Origin of the sequence: Effusibacillus dendaii (assembly GCF_015097055.1) — a bacterium.
GTDB classification, from domain to species: Bacteria; Bacillota; Bacilli; order Tumebacillales; family Effusibacillaceae; genus Effusibacillus; species Effusibacillus dendaii.
The window spans coordinates 3,315,425-3,334,949 of record NZ_AP023366.1; the positions used below are offsets into that span (position 1 = coordinate 3,315,425).

Genomic DNA, 19,525 nt, shown 5'->3' on the forward strand with positions numbered 1-19,525 from the left:
TTTTAAGAAAGGTTTTGGTCTTTCAACACCCATTCAATCAGGATTTCGTCGCCGTCTTTCAGGCGGGTGGTGAATTCCGCCCTCTCGCCGTTGAGTTCCATACGCAAATTTACCGCGTTCGCAGGACGTTCCCGGTCGACATGGACATACTGGAAAATGTGCGAGAAGACGGGAGTCCATTCCTCCGTAACCAGGTTGATCGTTGCAAACTCAGGTAAAACGGTGTCGAGATCAACCGATTTTCCGTTTAGTTCATAAACGGGTTTGGGGGCAAACAATTGGACTCGGTTTCCGTTTACAATCACCTGTATGCTTTGCCGCTCGTATTCCTCTTCGTGCAGAATGTCCCGCAATGTGGCCCGTTTGCGTTCTGCTGTCCGCACTTCGATTCGGTCGCCGGGTTTGACCGTTTTATGGATCGGAGCCGGAGTGCCGTTTACCAGGAGTGTTGCCGCATCCTGCCGCACGGTTCTAGTTTCGCCGTTGACAACAGCCGACAGGGTGGCAGACTGAAATAATTCTGGCCGATATCCGAGAATCGGCAGCACGTCAAGCAGGGCTTCCGGTACATGGATGGTGATTTCGGCACGATCCACAAGCGGTGTATCGGCAGACACTACCTCTCCATTCATGCGGACAATCGGATGAATCAACCGCTCCTGCCCATTTACGATAAGGGAATATGGTTCACATTCAGTCAATATATCGGCGATTGTCGCCTGTGCATCAATGCCGGGCGTACCTTCCAGAATTTCGATTTCGTCCCCATGTTGAATAATATCGTCGAGCCGGGCGGGTTGTTGGTTCAAGAGCAGGGTGGCGGGGGTACCGATCGACCCTTTCAGCACTTTCACCATTCCATGAATGTTTACAGTCAGCGCCATCCCGGGACGGCCGTGCAGTTTGCGGATATCGATATCAGCTGACAGCAGCGCATCGCCGACTGTTACCTGACGAAACTCAAATAACCGGATAGCTTGTCCATTGACCCGGATGGAAACGGATGAAATCGGCGCATGGATGGCAGCCAGCGCAATGCCAACCGGTGTAACGGCATCCGGTCCGGCCAATATTTCATGTTTGGTGATCAGTTTGCCGATCGCGTCCGCTCCACGGATGGCCACCCGTTCTTTTGGCAGCCCGAGAATGTCAGCAAGCCGCTCCGGCAAGAGCGGCGTCTGGGAACCGCCTCCTACCAGCATGACTGCCTGTGGTGACTGGCCGTTCAAGTTGCGGATTTCATTGGCGATTCGCTGCGCCAAATCGGTGACTTCCGGCAAAATGGAGGCAATTACATCGCGTGACGGCTTTTCGGTTATGACACCCAGCACATCGCTAAACGTAACGGTGTCGCTTGTAAGCAGCTCCCGTTTGAGAGATTCCGCCACCGGGAAATCCAACAGAAATTTATGGGACAGCGCTTCCGTGATTTCATCGCCGGCAAATGGCACCATTCCATATGCAGTAACCGTGCCTTCGGATGTAATGGCAATATCGGACGTTCCGGCACCGATATCGACGAGCGCCAAATTTAATTTTCGCATGGAGGGAGGAATTAAGGCGTTGATGGCAGCGATCGGTTCTAGCGTAAGGGCGGCCATTTCAAGTCCTGCCCGTTCCAGCGCAAACTGCAGCGAGTCGATAACCACCCGCGGCAGGAAGGTAGCGATAATTTCCACACTGGCTTGCAGACCCAACTGATCTACCAGTGAGCCGATCGGCGAGTCGTCCAACCGGTAATGCATGACCGTATAGCCGACACAATGGTAACGGGAAGCGTCCGGTGTTGTAGCTTGCAATTCCCGTTCTGCCTGTTGGACGGCTGACAGTTCCATCGCCAGCACATCGTCTTTTGTCAACCGCTGGTTGTTTGTGTCCCGTTCGATTTTGGTGCGGATGGTTTTCAAGGCGCGCCCGGCGGCTGCCACCGCTACTTTGTGCAGGGGACCGACCTTTGCTTCCAATGCGTTCTTGACCTTTGAAATGACAGACGCGACCTGCACCACGTCATGGATTTGTCCGTCAAGCATCGCACGGTTGGCATGCTCACTCTGTTCGGTAGCGATGATTTGCAAACCGTCTTCTTCGTATTTGCCCACAAGTCCCACCACAGATCGGGTTCCGATGTCCAGCGCGAAAATCAGGTCTGTGCCTGCCATATTTGCCACTCCTCTGCCGGTCCTTAGTGCACCGTGTAAATAAAGCCTTCTTCACTCAGTCTTCTAAGAATTCGTTCGATGTGGCTGCGATCCCTTGTTTCCAAATTGATTTCCACTTCCGCCTGGCCCAGGACGATTCGCTCACCGTGGCGGTGATGATGAATGGAGATCACATTCGATTTTTCTTCCGCAAATATTTTTGCCATTGTCAAAAGAATACCCGGGCGATCCGGAACAATTGTTACGAGCCGCAGATAACGTCCTGCTTCTACCAAACCGCGTTCGATAATTTTCGAGAGAAGATTGACGTCAACATTGCCGCCGGACAGCAGCACGACGATTTTTTTGCCGATGCAGTGGATCTTTGAGTCGAGCATGGCGGCTAACCCGACCGCCCCGGCCCCCTCCACGATCAGTTTGCTTCGTTCCATCAACAAAAGCATCGCTTTCATGATTTGTTCGTCACCCACAGTAACCACTTGATCAACGTATTTCCGAACCAATTCGAATGGCAAATCACCAGGTCGTTTCACCTGGATTCCGTCCGCAATTGTTTCCACATGATCCAGTGTTTCGACGCGTCCGGATTTGAGGGATGTTAGCATATTGGCGGCTCCTTCCGCCTCGACGCCGATGACTTGAATGTTCGGCTTGACCAGTTTTGCGGCCAGCGCCACTCCGGCTGCCAAGCCGCCGCCGCCGATTGGTGTGACGATGATATCCGCATCCGGCAGCTGTTCCAAAATTTCCAAAGAAATCGTTCCCTGCCCGGCGATCACTGCCTCGTCGTCAAACGCATGTACGAATGTCATGCCGTTTGCCTGCTGCAGTTGCAAAGCATACTGGTAGGACGCATCGTAATTGGCGCCATGCAGCACAATTTTCGCTCCGTAACTGGACGTAGCCTCTACTTTAGTCAGGGGAGCTCCTTCTGGCATCACAATGGTACAGGGGATGCCGAGACGGCTCGCCGCATAAGCGACACCTTGCGCATGGTTGCCGGCAGACGCGGCAATCACGCCCCGTTTTCGTTCCTCTTCTGTCAATGACAGAATTTTATTGGTGGCGCCACGGATTTTGAATGCGCCTGTGCGCTGCAGGTTCTCCATTTTTAAATAGATGTCGTTATGGGTCATCTTACTGTAGGTGTGTGAGTGTTCGAGCGGTGTAAGATGTATGATATCGGAAAGTTTTTGGCGAGCGGCTTGAAAGTCATCCAATTGCAACATTTACATTTTATCCTCCTTAGCGAGACCTGGTGGCTATGCCACCAAGGGGAGACTTGTGCCCGTTGGGTGCTTAGCGACCTGGCGGTTTTCCGCCGCAACAAGCTGTCAAATTGCGAATGATACCCCATTGTCTGAAAACACAATATTGTGGTACGATACGTTCTAATATACCAAAAAGTTTCGGACTACGGGAGTGTGGATTCAAATGTCAAAAGATGTTTTAAAATTTGTTCGCCCTTCTTTGCATGGATTAAAACCTTACATTCCCGGCAAGCCGATTGCGGAAGTGCAAAAAGAGTTTGGATTGACAGAGGTTGTGAAACTGGCATCCAATGAAAATCCGATTGGTCCCTCAAAACATGCACAACAGGCCATTCAAGCGGCACTTGGCGATCTGCATCGCTATCCGGATGGCGGCCAATTGGAATTGAAACACGAACTGGCCAAATTTTACAATATATCGGAAGACATGATTATTGTCGGCAACGGTTCGGATGAGGTAATTACACTTTTTTGTACGACGTTCCTGGAGCCAGGCGATGAAATCATTGTGCCGAGCCCTACTTTTTCAGAGTACATGTTTGGTTCCACATTGATGGCAGGGAAAACGGTGGAAGTCCCGTTGCGGGAAGGATTTGCCTATGACCTGGCCGATTTTGCAAAGGCGATTACCGACCGGACTCGCATGATTTTCCTGTGTGTGCCGAACAACCCAACCGGTACCTATATCAAACACGCGGAACTGGAATCGTTCCTGCAAAACATTTCTCCAGATATTCTGGTTGTGCTTGACGAAGCGTACAATGAGTATGTGGAATCGGAAGACTGTGCGCAGGGATTGGAATTTTTGCGGAAAGGGTACAACGTGGCGGTGATGCGTACGTTTTCCAAACTGTATGCGTTGGCGGCGCTGCGAATTGGATACACGATGGCAAAGCCGGAAGTAATCGGGTTTGTAAACCGCGTACGGGAACCGTTCAATGTCAACCATCTGGCACAGGTGGGGGCCATTGCGGCACTGCATGACAAAGAACATACGGAAAGCAGCCGTCGTGTCAATTCGCAAGGAAAACGCGTTTTGTACGAAGGGTTCACAAAACTCGGGCTGCGCTACATTCCTACAGAAGCCAATTTTATTTTAGTGAATGCCGGTGTGGATTCGATGCAACTGTTTCAGTCGTTATTGAAAGAAGGTGTGATTGTTCGTGCAGGCAGCTTTTTCGGATTGCCGAGTTGGATTCGGGTGTCAATTGGGCTGCCGGAAGAAAATGAACGCCTTTTGCAGGCATTGGCCGTATCGTTGCAGGAATTGAAGGCAACCGTTTAGGAATATAAAACCAATCTAAATTTTTCGTAAAAAAAAGGCCAATTGCGACAATTTTGTGTTATTATTCTATGTAATTCTGTTTGAGCAGAGATTAGTTTAGCGGAGCGTCCGTTCACCCAAAAGGTGCCGTGACGGAGCACAAGGAGGAGAAACCGAATGAAAACAAGTGAAAGAATGGAAGAAATCCGGTTGCAACTGGATGAAATCAATTTGGAAATTCTTGGTTTGTTATCTCGCCGAGCGGAGCTGGTGCAGGAAATCGGCGAATTGAAAAAACAAAAAGGAACCGAACGGTTTGATCCGATTCGTGAAAAGGAAATGTTGGATAACTTGGTGGAAGCCAATCCAGGACCGTTTGACGACAATACAGTACGTCATTTGTTCAAGCAAATTTTCCAAGCGTCGCTTGGTTTAATGGAAGAGGAAAAGAAAGCGCTGCTGGTTTCCCGAAAGAAACAGGCGCAAGACACGGTCATTGAGATTAACGGAGTCCGCATCGGCGGCGGCCAACCGGTAATCATTGCGGGGCCTTGCTCGGTTGAAACACGGGAGCAGATGGATACAGTCGGGGCAGGTTTGCAGATGCAGGGGATTAAACTGCTGCGCGGCGGCGCTTATAAGCCGCGCACATCCCCGTATGATTTTCAGGGACTTGGCAAAAAAGGCCTGGAACTGATTCGACAAACGGCTGACAAATACGGAATGGCTGTGATTTCCGAGATTGTATCGCCATCTGATATTGAAATGTCGCTGGACTATGTGGACGTGATTCAAATCGGCGCACGCAACATGCAGAATTTTGAGCTTTTGAAAGAAGCGGGCAATGTGCGCAAACCGGTTTTGCTGAAGCGAGGCATGTCTGCCACGATCGAAGAGCTTCTGTTTGCGGCCGAATATATTGTTTCCCGCGGCAATGAACGGGTAATCCTCTGTGAACGGGGCATTCGCACCTACGAAAAAGCGACCCGCAACACGCTTGATATTTCGGCGGTGCCGATTCTCAAACAGGAAAGCCACTTGCCTGTAATCGTTGATATTACTCATTCGACCGGACGCAAAGACATCATGTTCCCCATTGCAAAAGCCGCATTGGCAGTTGGAGCGGATGGACTGATTGTGGAAGTCCATCCGGAACCGAGCGTCGCGCTGTCTGATGCAAAACAACAAATGGACATTCCGGAATTCAATCGCTTTATGAAAGGATTGCAGGAAAGCGGTTATTTGCAAGGGGTTAGTCCGATTGCAGTGAAATAAGTTATGCCTATTGTGATAACAACAAGGAGGAGCCGGGATTTGCACCGGCTCCTTTTTTCCAAATGGAGGAATGTTGGTGAACTGGAAGCATTGGGTATTTGCATTGGCTGCGGCAGCGGTTTTGGCTGCGGAAACGTTTTTGCCGATTCAATCCGTAAGTCCGAGCCGGTACATACAGATTCGCTATGGATTGGAAATCGCTTATTTCGTCCTGTTGTTGATGCTGGGAGTGGCTGTTGGGCAGACAGTGCAGGAGCGGTTCCTGAACCGTGCCGGTGAACAGGAATATCGTAAAAATATCAAAATCTACCAGCTGTTTGCTGTTCTGTTCGTGATTGCATCCGGTTTGTATCTGTTTGCGGGCTGGCTGCCCGCTTGGGTCGGTCGCCATATTATTTTTTTTGCCGGGTATTATTACAGGCTGTCAAGGCTGAAAGTTCACAAAAAAGAATAGCCCAACCGATTTTGCTGGGCTAATCAGGACTCCTCAAAGCGAACATCATATCGCCGCTGGCCATCGCGCCAACTGCTTTTTGAATCATGTTAGGATCAATGGAAAAATTGGCATCACTCATCATGAAAACCCCTTCATCAAGCAGGATCGGTTGTATACACTCCCCCATTAAAATTGTTTTTGCCATAGATATCCATACGCCCGGGCTGCCGCGACACGAGCTGAAAAAAGCAAAAAGGCGGACCGTGGTCCACCTTTTTACCGGGCGGCAAACGCGTGATTCCCGATTCGCGCCACCACGCGGAGATTTCGAATCCAGGGATCGGTTGCCGTATTCGGGTTATAAAAATAGAGAGCGTCCGGTACGGGGTTTTCTCCTGCTAGCACTCGTTTTGCTGCTTCGACCGCAGAGGAAGACGGTTCGTTGTAAATCGTTTCCTCGCGGACAGGATCGAACTGCCCCTTTGCGAAAATCACGTCTTTGATGGTCTTCGGAAAGTGCGGATCGCGCACCCGGTTCACAACGACGGCTCCTACTGCAATTTGGCCTTCTAAACTTTCCCCTTTGGCTTCCGATGAAATCACATGCGCCAGCCAATAAAGATCTTCTTCTGTATACGCAGGCTGTTGATTTTGTAATAGACCGCTGCGGGAAGACAAAACACCTGCATTCGCAGGATTTTGCTCCTTTTGCTCGGCAGTTTCCGCAGTGGATTGCTCCACAGCTTGTCCTACAGGAGTTGCTGCAGGACTTCCTTCCACCGGGTTCCTGTTATCTGCCGCTACGGCAACAGCGACCGGTGAAGAGGCATGGATGGCGCCAGCCGGCTGAATCCCTGTCTGATTAGACATCAAATCGGGACCCAGTCTGACGGTGAGGGCTACCACCACCGTCATGACCAGCGTCATCATAGCAGTTTGTTCCCTCATTGATTTCCCCTTTCTTCATCTCCCCGCGATAAAGCGGAAAGATGCACCTTCCGGTTTCCCCCCAGAAAACGAAAGGCATTAGGTAAAAAATGGTTCCGCGTGGCCATGTCCAATTGGACACTTTAACCAAAATATACTAAAAAAATCCTGCTGTCAAATTGACAACAGGAAAAGTTAAATTATATGCATAAAGTTAAGCTTCCGGCAGGTTAATATTAATTGGAATATTAATCCTGAACCGCGATATGATCGGCTCCGAACTCTGCAAAAATTTTTTTCATCTCGTTTACATCCGGCTCTGAAATTTCGGCAGACACCAAAACACTCCCCGACTCCACTGCTTCAGTCAGTGTTTTGGCGGATGTCGGATTGATTCCCAGATCAACTAATCCGCCTACGATACCGCCTGACATACCGCCGTAGAGTGCGCCGAACAAAGGACCAAAACCTGTAATCAAGGGAGAGCCGCCTGGTAATAAAGCGGATCCGGCGGCAAACGCGATTCCGATCGCACCTCCAATGGCGGCACCAAGTAGGCCTCCATCAATCGGCAAGTCCGCTTTTGGGTGTGTTTCAGTGTCCGGCATCTGTTCCGATTTTGTGATCAGGGATATCTTATCTTTTGGAATTCGTCTGGAAAGTTCCTGAATCAGACTTTCTGCCGTTTCCCTTCGATCGAACGAACCTATCAAATGTTTCAAAACGGATCCCCCCCGTCGTGATTGCCAGCGTACAAGATTTTACTTAAGTGTCTGCAGATACAGTTTAACTGCTTGAATTTGATCTTCATTCAAACCGAGCGAAGTGGGGTTGGGCATCCCTTTTTCCGGGCGGCCGTTATGTAGCACCGTATCCAGCCCTTGATCTCCCAATCGCTGTTCGACACCCAACAGACCGGGCCCTACAATTCGTTGTGAAGTGACGGCGTGACAACCTGTACATGTCGTGTTGAAAATTTCTTTGCCTGCTTCCGCTGTGACTTGCACGGGAGTAGTCGCTTTCGACCTGTCATCAATGGTGGTGGCGGTGAGGGCATAGTAAGCCGCCCAACCTGCCAATATGACATAAGTCGCTTTCAGAAACTTGGGAACCCTCGTTTCTTTGACTGGAATGTCGTTTATCTCTTCCGTGTCCCCATAGTATTTGAATACATCTTCTTCATTGCGGGTTTGATTTTTTTCCTGCTCCATCAATAGCCCTCCCGCTCGTGATCTTTAAGCATGCGATATTTGATCGATTCTGTATCTTTAAACTGGCCGCCCTTTTTGGCCCAATAGAACATGGCCCCGGCGCTGAACGACATCGACAGCATTACGATTAACAGTATCCACGCCTGTATCGTCATGAGTTCCTCCCTTAGTGACTGGCCGTTCTTGCCTTTTCAGCGGGTGCCGGTTTTAAACTCATCAGGTATGCCACAAGATCCTTTTTATCCTGTTCCGACAGGTAATTGAATTTTGGCATGATCGAACCGGAATAAAATTTTTGCGGATTGTTCAGATGCTGATATTGCCATTCCGGACTGTAACGGCTGCCTACCCAGGTCAAGTCAGGGCCTGTCCGCTGTGTCATAATGAGAGGTGGCCTGTCGTAGTAATAGTCACCCGGCACCGATACAGGACCTAATTTTGAATCCGCCTGGACCGGTCGGACAGCCTGTGAATGACACCAGATGCATCCTTCCCGGATGTAGACATCCCGTCCCCTTGCTTCTGCTGAATTGACCGGATAATGCCTCATTTTTGCGTTGGCGGTGGGGGTGCTGACAGATGCATCAAAGAATGGCAATACGCATGTACCGATCACCCCGATTAAAAAGAGGGAAACGGCTCCCCCCAGCAAAACACCGATATGTTTTTCCGATTGACTGGACAAAACATTCACCTCTTTCCCAAAATCTGTTGGTTATCGCAATGCGGGCATGGGTTCTTCGGCTCCTGCCCGTTTTCCGGCTGTTGCCGTTTTGTAGATATTCCATGCGAAAACGATTGCACCCATGAACATCATGCTGCCGCCAATCGCCCGTGCGAACAGATATATGTGGAGCGATTCCACCAGTTTGACGAAACCGGCTCCGATCTGATTGCCGTCTATCCAGCCAAACCCTTGCAGCGCCCCTGCCAGCCACATCGAAAAAGCAAAAATCAGGAATCCGATGACCGATAGCCAATAATGCCAATTCATCAGAACCGTACTGTATATTTTCCGCCCGACGATTCGCGGCAAAGCGTAATAGTAACCGGAGAATGCCACAAGCGTAAATGCCCCGAACAAAGGCAAATGTGCGTGACCGACCGTCCAATAGGTAAAATGCAGGATGGCGTTGGGCGCCATTAATGCCTGAAATGGCCCTTGAATACAGGCCAGGAAATAGAACAGCCCTCCGGTCAGCAAAAATTTCAGCTCAATATTCTCCGCTACTTTATACCAAGCGCCTTTCATTGTCCCGAGAAAATTGGCCAGAACGGTCCACACGGGTATGATCATCAATAAACTGGGTACGATGCCCGCTTTCATCAACCACAGTGGAAGCGGTCCGTTTACCAGATGGTGAGGCCCATTCCAGATGTAAAACGTGGCGATCGTCCAGAACCCGATCAATGACAGTTTGTGGCTGTAAAGCGGTTTGCCGCTTAATTTGGGCAGCAGGAAATACATGGTGCCGACACCGACAGGTGTAAACCAGACTCCGATAATGTTGTGTACCCACGTATAGGCCATGGAAAACTCGCCGATACCGGGAAGCGAAGCATATTCGGGAATGAATCCGACAATCCAGATCATGGGCAGCCAAATACTGGTTCCCAAATAGTACCACAAAGTAACGTACATCACTTTTTCTTTCCGGTTTAATATCGTGCGAAGCAGGTTATAACCTGCCAGCGCCGCCAGGAAAATGACAATAATGTCGATCAAAAGAGGAGATTCATGGTATTCAACCGGCGTTTGTTTGCCCATGAACAGTAACAGAATCCAGACGATCAGCACGAAATTCCACAGCCAAACGGACATTATTCCCAACCGTTCACTGTATAAGGGGGATTTTGTCAATACAGGTGTGATGTAATACCACATCGCAAAAAAAGCGGGTGTGAGCCAACCGTACAGCACGATATTCGTATGAATGGGGCGTATTCTTCCATACGTAAAATATTGTTGAAAGAAATGGTTAAACGTCAAAAAATCGGGGTGCACCGATTTGATGGCAACCAAAAGCGCCATGATCATGCCAAGCAGTAACCAGACGATCGAAGAATACATAAACATTTTGGAAGTCGTATACGGACGTACCGCAGTAGTCGACATCGATTCAAATCCCTCCCGGTATTCGTCGCAATGTTTGGATTTCCATCAAAGTTTTTCCTTGTCGCCCGGAATTATGTATGCAAACAGAAAAAAGCACTGCAGACAGGATCGTTTCCCAACAATCCTGTCTGCAGTGCTTTTTTCTGCGGGCGTGCCTTTTCGATTTGGTGTCTTCCCTCGTCAGGGAGCGGAGACAAGGTTACCGTCCGTCCTACAACAAAAACGGTGCACCGAACAGGGAGCGCCTGACGGTGATGCGATTTTTTTCCTCAATTTCGGCCCGACGAGGAATGGGTGGAAACAGGTCGGGCGGATCAAGGAACGAAGTGGGAAGTGTGACAGGCGCTTGCGGCTGCCATTTGTCGATCCATGTTTGGGGGATTTCGTCCGGCAGTGTCTGTTCGGACAACTCTGCCCAGAGCATTGTCCACGCGCGCGGTACAACGCGCCAAATATCATAACCTCCACCGCCTACGGCAATCCACCGTCCTTCACATACTTCGTGTGCCAACTGATGGACCATTTTTGGAATATCCCGATAAATGCGGGTAGTCGCCGACAGATGTGTTAAAGGATCGAAATGGTGCGCGTCACAGCCATTTTGTGAAATGACGACATCGGGTCTGAATTTATGAAACAGGTGGGGAATGATCGATTCGAACGTCGTCAACCAGGATTCGTCTTCTGTAAACGGTTCCAAAGGAATGTTTAACGAATACCCGTAGCCGCGTCCTGTTCCGCGTTCTTCGATATCTCCCGTGCCCGGATACAAATATTTTCCGGTTTCGTGAAAAGAGACGGTCAGCACATCCGGGTCATCGTAGAACATCCATTGTACCCCGTCACCGTGATGGGCATCTGTATCGATATAAAGCACACGCGCATGATAGCGGTCTTTTATGTAAGCGATGGCCGCACCGATGTCGTTATACACACAGAAGCCGGATGCCTCACTGCGACGGGCATGGTGCAGGCCGCCTGCCAGGTTTAACGCATGGTTGACTTTGCCGGACATGACCAAATCGGCCGCCACAACGGTGCCGCCGACTACCAGGCTGGTCGCTTCATGCATGTTCGGAAAAATAGGCGTATCTTCCGTCCCCAGTCCGAACCCGATATCGGACCCATCCTGCCCGGGTGGAAGCTTTCCCGCTTTTTGCACGGCATGCACAAAATTCGGGTCGTGCACCCGAAACAGTTCCTCCAAAGTGGCGGGTCTTGGCTGAAAGATATGCTTTTGCTGCAACAAACCCAGTTCCCGAATCAGATCAACCGTCAACTCCACGCGTTTCGGATTAAACGGATGTTCTTCCCCAAATTTGTAAGCAAGAAACGCATCGCTGTAAATAAACGCTGTGCGGTCCATCATGCATGCTCCGCATTGGATACAGGAGGTTCCACAACGGTATATCCTGCATTCTGGACGTCGGCAATAAACCCACGCGGATCCATTGTTTTTAGGCGCAGGACGATCGACTTTTGATTTTTACTGGTGAGGCTGGGGAACACCATCACGCTGGTAACGTTAATGTTTCGGGCACGTAAAAAATCGGTCACGGCGGCCAGCATTCCAGGTTTGTCAGGCACTTCAACCTCCACGCGGGAGGAGGGAGACGATACGCCCATCATCTCAACTAACGTGTGTAAAATGTCTCGTTCTGTGATAATTCCGACTAATTTTCCGCAGCCAACAACAGGCAGGCAGCCAATCCGCTTTTGATAAAGGATATTTGCCGCATCCTCCACAAAATCAAGCGGATGTACAGTGATGACTTCCGTTTGCATAATGGAGCGGATCGGGGTGTCCTTCAGACAGGCGATCTGCTCCTCACCCAGCGTGGAGGGCATAGCATTGCGGATATCGCGGTCAGATACGATGCCAACCAGCGTTTCGCCTTCTACTACAGGCAGGTGGCGGATGCGGTTGACAGTGGTAATGGCCAACGCTTCCTCAATCGGTGTATTGGGGGTCACGCAGAGAACTTTATCGGTCATTACTTTTTCGACTAGCATAATGCACCGTCCTAAAACAGATTTTTATTTTTAAAACGGATCTTGTTAAAACGATCGATTGATGTTTGCGGAACTCGACTGCCAATGCGCGCCATCAGCATGTTTGCCGGATGGCAGGTGATTTCCGGATCGTCTGTCGAAAATACTTCCATTCCAACGGAACCCATTACTTTTCGCATCACTTCTTTATATTCCCAGACGGTGAGCCCTGTATCTTTCAGATCCCAATGCCAGTAATACTCAGTCGAGATCACAATGTAATCATTCATTGCGTCGTCCATAAACGAAATTTCCAACAATGCTTTCGCCACGCCGTGGGAACGGAATTCGGAAACCACTTCAATCGCTCCCAGTTCCAACAAATCATCCAACCGCGCTTCCGACCATCGTTCTAACGGATCAGGATATACGTATGTGACATAACCAACAACCGTTTTTCCCTGGCGGGCGATAATGATGCGGCCTTCAGGCAGTCCGGCAATTTCTACCATCGCCTGATGTTGTTGGGGTGCCGGTCGGAATGCTTTCAGACCTTCGTGAAATTCAAGAGAGGCAAGCACCTCGGGACTTATGGGACCTTCAATCAATAACGTTCCATTCGCTGTAGACAGTTCTTTTGCATAGTATGTTTTTTTATGTTCAAGGCTGGTCATTCCAACCACCTCCGTTTCCTAGTGTTATTATACATGAGCCAATACGAACTTGATGTTTCAGTTTGATGAAGTCTGTGAAAATATCGTGAAAAGTTTCACGTGTGTAGGCTCGGATTGTCGACGATATGTCAGTATGATAAAATAAACGAAGTAATGCTAATAGTCAAAAACATTCGAGAAAAAGGGGGCGGAGATATGACAGAACAGGCGAAAGAACAAGAATTGATTCCCGTACTGACTACAAACAACAATTTGCAAGATTATGAGGAAGCGTATAAAAATTTCAAATGGGAAGACGTAGAGAAAGAATTTAGCTGGTCGAAGACCGGTAAGGTGAACATAGCTTACGAAGCGGTAGACCGCCATGTGGATGAAGGACGGGGCGACAAGATTGCGCTCCTGTTTAACGATGCTACCCGTGATGAATCTTATACATTCGCTCAGATGAAAGCCCTTTCAAACAAATTCGGCAATGTGCTGCGTTCCCTGGGAATTAGCAAGGGGGATCGTGTGTTCATATTTATGCCGCGTTCCCCTGAACTGTATTCCTCTTACGTAGGGGCAGTAAAAATCGGTGCGATTGTAGGGCCGCTTTTTGAAGCATTTATGGAGGGGGCTGTCAAAGATCGTCTGCAGGACTCGGAAGCGGTCGCGATTGTAACAACCCCGCAATTAAAAAGCCGGATTCCGGTTGCCGAACTGCCCGCCTTAAAACATGTAATCGTGGTTGGGGCAGAAGGGGAACTTGGCGAACGGGAACTGAGTTATGAAAAGTTAATGGAGTCTGCGTCGGACGAATTGCAGATCCAGTGGGTGGACCGGGAAGACGGTATGCAGCTTCATTATACGTCCGGTTCCACAGGGAAACCGAAAGGCGTATTGCACGTTCACAACGCGATGATCCAGCATTTGCAGACAGGTAAATGGGTGTTAGACCTGAAACCGGATGATATTTACTGGTGTACGGCAGACCCCGGCTGGGTGACGGGAACCGTCTATGGCATGTGGTCCCCCTGGTTGAACGGGGTAACGAGTGTGGTGCGAGGCGGTCGCTTTTTGCCGGAAAACTGGTACAAAACAATTGAAAAATACAAGGTGACGGTCTGGTACTCCGCTCCTACCTCGTTCCGCATGTTGATGGCGGCTGGCGATGAGTTGATGAAACAATTCGATCTGTCCTCGTTGCGGCACATTTTGTCCGTTGGGGAACCGCTAAATGCGGAAGTGGTGCGTTGGGGGATGAAAGTGTACGGTAAACGAATCCACGATAACTGGTGGATGACTGAAACCGGCGGTCAATTGATCAGCAACTATCCCTGCATGCCAATGAAACCGGGCTCGATGGGCAAACCGTTTCCTGGCATCTATGCGACGATCGTTGACAATCAAGGTAACGAATTGCCGCCTTATCAAATGGGCAACTTGGCGATTCGCGCTCCCTGGCCGTCGATAATGCGGCAAATTTGGAACAATCCGGCCAAATACGAAGAATACTTCCGCCTTCAGCCGTGGTATATTTCCGGTGACTCAGCCTATAAAGACGAAGATGGCTATTTCTGGTTCCAGGGCCGGGTTGACGATGTGATCAATACGGCTGGTGAACGGGTGGGTCCGTTTGAGGTGGAAAGCAAACTGGTCGAGCACCCGGCTGTCGCCGAAGCGGGTGTAATCGGAAAACCGGATCCGGTGCGCGGGGAAATCATCAAGGCTTTCATTTCCTTGCGGGAAGGGTATCAGCCTTCCGATGAGTTGATTAAAGAAATTCAAGAATTCGTCAAAAAAGGATTGGCAGCTCATGCGGCGCCCCGCGAAATAGAGTTCCGCGACAAACTGCCGAAAACTCGCTCCGGAAAAATTATGCGCCGCGTCTTGAAATCATGGGAATTGGGATTGCCAACAGGCGATCTGTCAACGCTGGAAGACTGATTGTTTATAATCTGCAAAATTCGCCGCAACCAATAGTGATTGGTTGCGGCGTTTTAAATTGGGTCTTTCAGCCAACTTGTTTTGGGGCGCTATAAGCCTATTTTTACTAGGACTTACAACCATAGACGGATTCCTCAATATAGTGAATTGACTAAAAAATAAGCACATAAAGCGAACCTCACTAAGGAGGAATGGGAATGTATCCGATGCCGTATTATGTCCCTGTCCGTGACACGGTTAGCAGCAGTGGTCACCTCGCCCCGCATGAAACGCTTGAGTTGCATGAAATTCTTGCATTTAAAACGAACGGTTTGATGAGACAGAAAATGGCGTTGCCGCACATCCATGATCCGGAGTTGCGCCGGTTGTACATGGAAAGTATGACAGCCACCGAACGTCATATTCGAGAGATTGTCGAGCTGCTGCAGCATCGTCCGATGATTTCGTAATCCGATTTCACAAGCAGGAGGAAATCAATATGAATCAACATGACGCACATATGGCGGGAGAGTTGCTTGGCTTTGCAAAGACGGGAGTTCGCAATCTGGCTGCTGCCATTACCGAAACGGCCACTCCGCGGGTACGGGAAGTATTGAACAGGCAGCTGCATGACAGTATCCGATCACATGCGCATATTTTCAACTATATGTATGAGCGGGGATTATATCCGGCCTACTCATTGGAACAGATCATTCAAGGGGATTTGCGTAGGGCGAATATGGCGCTGCAAATGGCAGTCGACGAGAGATATTAGTAGTGTAAAGTTCCGGAAGGGGAGGGCTGATTGCCTTCTCCTTCTTTAGTTGATGACGCTGTCAGAAGAGCGTAAAAGTCACAGAGTTGTTACATGTTTTTGTATATTTATTACACATTATCTTATGCGGTTAAATTTATAATTTACACTTAGACTAAGTGTTTAATTTCTCTAGAACCAGCCAGCGGGGGTTGACTTCATACTCTTACATGGATTTAATGATGCCACATTCGGATATTGACAAAAGAATTATTCGCTCCGTATAATACCTATGTGGGTATATACCTGCATAGGTATTTACGTAAGGTGATGTTGCTGACCACTTGGAGTCACCTTTTATTTAAGTAAAGAGGTGGAACATATGTATGTTATAAATGGAAAAGGGAATTTAATTCGACTAATCGCCGGAATATTTATTCTTTTAAGTCTGCTTTTAGGTCTTTACGTTAGTCCATATTGGTTATTGTTCACAGCTTTTGTCGGTGTAAATTTAATTATTTCATCCCTCACCGGTTTTTGTTTATTAGAAAAAATATTGGTCAGGTTTGGAGTTGAGAAAATTTACATATCTGAATCAAATGATCAAACATTCTCTTGATCAAAAACCTGCCGTAAAGTGTTTGAAAATATTTTTTTTAGAGAGAAATTATTAAGGGGAGCGGCAGATGGCAAGATAATGAAACTGTTTCCGGTTCACTTGCCGCTCCCCCTTCGGTTCCGATCATGCGGGTTCAGCATTTTGGGACGCTTTCGGCGCGGCAGAACGAACAAGGAACGTTTTATATCACTTAAATTTAATGGCGCGAGCGGAGCCAGAAAAGGCACTCCGAAGGATCGTATGTTCGCCATATAGGTAAGAATGGCAAAAAACAGAGATCAAGAAACCAAACACTCAAAAAAGGCAGACACAAGCAGCACCACAATCCGCAAGACACTGACAATTCCGGTTAAAGATTGATTAACTAGATTGAAGGTTGCCACTGCGGTGCTTCCTGCGATAACCAGCATGGCGGGACTGGTCAACCCGGCGCGAATGGCTGATTCTCCAATGATTAACCCCCCCGACCACAGCCAATGTTTGTCCGACTGCACTCGGCAACCGTAAACCGGCTTCGCGAAATATTTCAAACACGACATCATAATAATTGTTTCCAGCGGCGTCGGAAACGGAACCCGCTGCCGGCATACACCATTCCTTTTAAAACAGGGTCAAACCCATGTTCAAAAACGGGAAGTAACAGCGAGTAATCTTTATTGGGAATATTCGAGAGAGCGACAAACCAGCCGAATATAACTACAAATGGCAATAATATACCGTTCGTAATCGCCATTGTACGGATTCCTGAATAAGCGGAGTATAAGCAAATTGAGCCGAATAAGAGTACAAGTATAAGATTCGGGGTTTTAGGCAAATACGAAATATTGGTCCAAACGGTTGTGTCGCGGAGTGTGAACGCGCCCGTAAAAAACAGCAGTACGTTCACCATTGCAATAATTGTCCAGGCAATTGCCGCTCCGGTACGTTGTTTGAGCCAATCCAGAATGTGTTGTTTTTCCATCCGTTTGATTATAAAGTAAATCCATAGGATCCATCCTGCAAAAATCACGCCAGCAAATAAAATGGAAAGCCATGAGTCGCGGCCCGCAGATTGGAGTAGCATAGGGATCACAATTACGTGGTCAATAATACCCGCCGATGACATCAGTATCATGGAAACTTGTAGAACGCTGACGGTTTCGGTTCTTTTGTCCATACGAAGGATCCTTTCGGGATAACTGGAAGGATTTGCACATTATCCTTTAACATTCAAGATTTCCCAGTACGGATAAATTATGTATAACCTTCAAGACACGGAAAAAAAAGTTCATCCCTGACTGAACAGGAATGAACTGAGAATATGTAATATCAAGTACTATTAACAGTTTTAAAAGACTATGCCGTCTCGCGGTTTTGTTTCATGCTTACGCTAGGTTTTCGGTTTACCAAATAAATGCTGACAGCGATTAAAAGAAGTCCAATCAAAAGAGAAACCGTGAACGGTTCGCCCAAGAACAATGTTCCGCTAAAGACAGAGATGAGCGGAACGAGAAACGTATATGAGGCTACCTTGCTTGCGTCACCGGCCTTAACCAGTGTGAAATAGACTACCCAGGCCGTTGAGATTCCCAACACGACCCCAAAGACGAGACCGAATACATAAGGAACATTCCAAATGATCTCTGACCAGTTTTCATAGACGAAACCGCTGCCGGTGAGGATGATTCCTCCAATGATACATTGAAATGCTGAAAGCCACATAGCGTCCACTCGGTGGCCCACTTTCTTTGAGTATATCGTCCCAACTGCCCAACCAACTGCTGTCACGAGAGCCAATACGATACCAAGACCGGAAATATGACCTGTGAATCCCTCTGAACTGACCGCCGCCACACCAAAGAATCCTAAAATCAACCCGATCACCTTTAATGCGGTCATTGATTCTCCCAACCAGAGCCAGGCGAAAATACCGATGAGAATCGGTTGCAGATAAACGATCACCGAAAACAATCCTGCCGGTATATATCGAAGCCCAATCGACTGTACACCATAAAATATTACAACATTGAATATGGACGAAATCAGATAGATCGACCGGTTTTCTTTCCAGCGGAGCAGTTTCCGTTTCGGCAATAATAGTACGGCTAGAAAAAGACCTCCTAACAACGTACGCATCCCTGCGAATAGAAGAGGAGGGGTGTAAGCCAATGCGATTTTGTATATAGGCCAGGCTACTCCCCATACAACAACGAGAAAGGTAATGAGAACGGTAGTTTTCGTACGTGAAAGTTGTCCCATGATGGCTGTCTCCTTTATTTCATTCCTCTTCCGACTCATGACAAAAACGAAATCATTATATTCCATAATTACTTTCCCTGTATGTATGATAGACTACATTGTTATGATTTCCACAGGAAGCCTCGCATCACGAGATAGACAAACTTTCAGGCGAAAATGGATTTTTTGAGGAACAAAAAAGGCACGGAGCATCGTGTCCATGCCTTACCAGTTTTACAAATCTGGATCGTTTTACAACACGGCCGGTTTTACAATCCCGGCAGTTCGTTGCTGTCCGGTACTTTAAAATCGCTGGTCGTCGGGTTCTCATCCTGAAACCGGCTCACCACATGTTGACCCGCTTTCCAATCGGTTGCTTTGCCGATCGGTTGATCCACGTACATCGTGGATCCGTAGGCGCCTTCCGGAAATTCTTCTGGCAAAATATCTTTCTGCCACGCTTGCACAATTTCCAACTCCTGATTTCCCTGCATTCGGCGTGAACGGTCTGCCGGATTTTCGGAAAGCTTGTAATAGCCCATCCCTTCATCCTCCTTTCCATTGGATGCAAAGCGTTACGTTTCCTCTAGTATTTGCCATCCTGACAAAAACATTCCGATATGAGAAAAGACGTTTTAATTTTGGTTCTTTTTGCCATACTAAAGACTTGAAACCGGAGGTGTACCGTATCTGGGGCTGCTGCTT

The 19,525-nt window shown here is 48.4% G+C and carries 21 protein-coding genes and 3 pseudogenes; 7 read left to right on the plus strand and 17 right to left on the minus strand.

What is annotated here, in order from left to right; translation table 11 throughout:
* Positions 1-2 precede the first annotated feature (2 nt).
* Together skT53_RS17595 and ilvA are read right to left on the minus strand one after the other, a co-directional pair.
* Positions 3-2,159, minus strand: a complete 2,157-nt coding sequence (locus tag skT53_RS17595) for a cell division protein FtsA (RefSeq protein WP_200759069.1) — start codon at positions 2,157-2,159, stop codon at positions 3-5.
* Between the two features lie 23 nt (positions 2,160-2,182).
* A complete protein-coding gene (gene ilvA / locus skT53_RS17600; RefSeq protein WP_200759070.1) occupies positions 2,183-3,388 on the minus strand; it encodes a threonine ammonia-lyase in 1,206 nt (401 codons plus the stop codon).
* Positions 3,389-3,593: 205 nt separating this feature from the next.
* On the opposite strand from ilvA, the gene hisC reads away from it, so the two are divergent.
* The 3 genes from hisC to skT53_RS17615 all read left to right on the plus strand — a co-directional run bounded on the left by hisC (position 3,594) and on the right by skT53_RS17615 (position 6,423).
* On the plus strand, positions 3,594-4,715 hold the full coding sequence (hisC, locus tag skT53_RS17605; RefSeq protein ID WP_200759071.1) for a histidinol-phosphate transaminase: 1,122 nt from the start codon (positions 3,594-3,596) through the stop codon (positions 4,713-4,715).
* A gap of 156 nt (positions 4,716-4,871) precedes the next feature.
* Entirely contained in the window at positions 4,872-5,969 is a 1,098-nt protein-coding gene (locus skT53_RS17610) for a bifunctional 3-deoxy-7-phosphoheptulonate synthase/chorismate mutase (RefSeq protein WP_200759072.1), read from the plus strand.
* Positions 5,970-6,045: 76 nt separating this feature from the next.
* Entirely contained in the window at positions 6,046-6,423 is a 378-nt protein-coding gene (locus tag skT53_RS17615) for a hypothetical protein (RefSeq protein ID WP_200759073.1), read from the plus strand.
* 19 nt (positions 6,424-6,442) lie between these two features.
* Here the strand turns inward: skT53_RS17615 and skT53_RS17620 are convergent, their stop codons facing one another.
* The 10 genes from skT53_RS17620 to skT53_RS17665 form a co-directional block, all read right to left on the minus strand.
* Entirely contained in the window at positions 6,443-6,610 is a 168-nt protein-coding gene (locus skT53_RS17620; protein ID WP_200759074.1) for a hypothetical protein, read from the minus strand.
* 71 nt (positions 6,611-6,681) lie between these two features.
* Positions 6,682-7,353, minus strand: coding sequence for a cell wall hydrolase (locus tag skT53_RS17625; protein ID WP_200759075.1), 672 nt, complete (start codon positions 7,351-7,353; stop codon positions 6,682-6,684).
* A 227-nt stretch (positions 7,354-7,580) separates the two neighbouring features.
* A complete protein-coding gene (locus tag skT53_RS17630) occupies positions 7,581-8,054 on the minus strand; it encodes a DUF1269 domain-containing protein (RefSeq protein ID WP_200759076.1) in 474 nt (157 codons plus the stop codon).
* A 39-nt stretch (positions 8,055-8,093) separates the two neighbouring features.
* A complete protein-coding gene (locus skT53_RS17635) occupies positions 8,094-8,543 on the minus strand; it encodes a c-type cytochrome (RefSeq protein WP_200759077.1) in 450 nt (149 codons plus the stop codon).
* On the minus strand, positions 8,543-8,698 hold the full coding sequence (gene ccoS, locus skT53_RS17640; protein ID WP_200759078.1) for a cbb3-type cytochrome oxidase assembly protein CcoS: 156 nt from the start codon (positions 8,696-8,698) through the stop codon (positions 8,543-8,545). Before ccoS ends, skT53_RS17635 begins: the two co-directional genes overlap by 1 nt.
* Positions 8,699-8,709: 11 nt before the next feature.
* A complete protein-coding gene (locus skT53_RS17645) occupies positions 8,710-9,228 on the minus strand; it encodes a cbb3-type cytochrome c oxidase subunit II (RefSeq protein WP_200759079.1) in 519 nt (172 codons plus the stop codon).
* A gap of 30 nt (positions 9,229-9,258) precedes the next feature.
* A complete protein-coding gene (locus tag skT53_RS17650) occupies positions 9,259-10,659 on the minus strand; it encodes a cbb3-type cytochrome c oxidase subunit I (RefSeq protein WP_200759080.1) in 1,401 nt (466 codons plus the stop codon).
* A 211-nt stretch (positions 10,660-10,870) separates the two neighbouring features.
* On the minus strand, positions 10,871-12,028 hold the full coding sequence (locus tag skT53_RS17655) for an acetoin utilization protein AcuC (RefSeq protein WP_200759081.1): 1,158 nt from the start codon (positions 12,026-12,028) through the stop codon (positions 10,871-10,873).
* Positions 12,025-12,672, minus strand: coding sequence for a CBS and ACT domain-containing protein (locus tag skT53_RS17660; protein ID WP_200759082.1), 648 nt, complete (start codon positions 12,670-12,672; stop codon positions 12,025-12,027). Before skT53_RS17660 ends, skT53_RS17655 begins: the two co-directional genes overlap by 4 nt.
* An 11-nt stretch (positions 12,673-12,683) precedes the next feature.
* On the minus strand, positions 12,684-13,325 hold the full coding sequence (locus skT53_RS17665; RefSeq protein ID WP_200759083.1) for a GNAT family N-acetyltransferase: 642 nt from the start codon (positions 13,323-13,325) through the stop codon (positions 12,684-12,686).
* 195 nt (positions 13,326-13,520) lie between these two features.
* Between skT53_RS17665 and acsA the strand changes: the two genes are divergently transcribed.
* The 4 genes from acsA to skT53_RS17680 all read left to right on the plus strand — a co-directional run bounded on the left by acsA (position 13,521) and on the right by skT53_RS17680 (position 16,603).
* Positions 13,521-15,251, plus strand: coding sequence for an acetate--CoA ligase (acsA, locus tag skT53_RS17670; RefSeq protein ID WP_200759084.1), 1,731 nt, complete (start codon positions 13,521-13,523; stop codon positions 15,249-15,251).
* Positions 15,252-15,448: 197 nt separating this feature from the next.
* A complete protein-coding gene (locus skT53_RS18695) occupies positions 15,449-15,700 on the plus strand; it encodes a coat protein F (RefSeq protein ID WP_226375275.1) in 252 nt (83 codons plus the stop codon).
* A 29-nt stretch (positions 15,701-15,729) separates the two neighbouring features.
* Entirely contained in the window at positions 15,730-16,005 is a 276-nt protein-coding gene (locus skT53_RS18700) for a spore coat protein (protein WP_226375276.1), read from the plus strand.
* A gap of 361 nt (positions 16,006-16,366) precedes the next feature.
* Positions 16,367-16,603 carry a YgaP family membrane protein gene (locus skT53_RS17680; RefSeq protein WP_200759085.1) on the plus strand — a complete coding sequence of 79 codons (237 nt, stop codon included), beginning with the start codon at positions 16,367-16,369 and terminating at the stop codon, positions 16,601-16,603.
* A 95-nt stretch (positions 16,604-16,698) separates the two neighbouring features.
* Here skT53_RS17680 and skT53_RS18705 read toward each other — a convergent pair.
* From skT53_RS18705 to skT53_RS17705, 5 genes and pseudogenes are all read right to left on the minus strand, one after another.
* Positions 16,699-17,142: pseudogene (locus skT53_RS18705) on the minus strand (spore germination protein).
* Positions 17,099-17,191 (minus strand): annotated as a pseudogene (locus tag skT53_RS19290) (hypothetical protein); the annotation flags it as partial. The pseudogenes skT53_RS18705 and skT53_RS19290, both read right to left, overlap by 44 nt.
* A 64-nt stretch (positions 17,192-17,255) precedes the next feature.
* Positions 17,256-17,759: pseudogene (locus skT53_RS17695) on the minus strand (GerAB/ArcD/ProY family transporter); the annotation flags it as partial.
* A gap of 179 nt (positions 17,760-17,938) precedes the next feature.
* Entirely contained in the window at positions 17,939-18,841 is a 903-nt protein-coding gene (locus tag skT53_RS17700; protein ID WP_200759088.1) for a DMT family transporter, read from the minus strand.
* 248 nt (positions 18,842-19,089) lie between these two features.
* Entirely contained in the window at positions 19,090-19,362 is a 273-nt protein-coding gene (locus skT53_RS17705) for a hypothetical protein (RefSeq protein WP_200759089.1), read from the minus strand.
* Positions 19,363-19,525 lie beyond the last annotated feature (163 nt).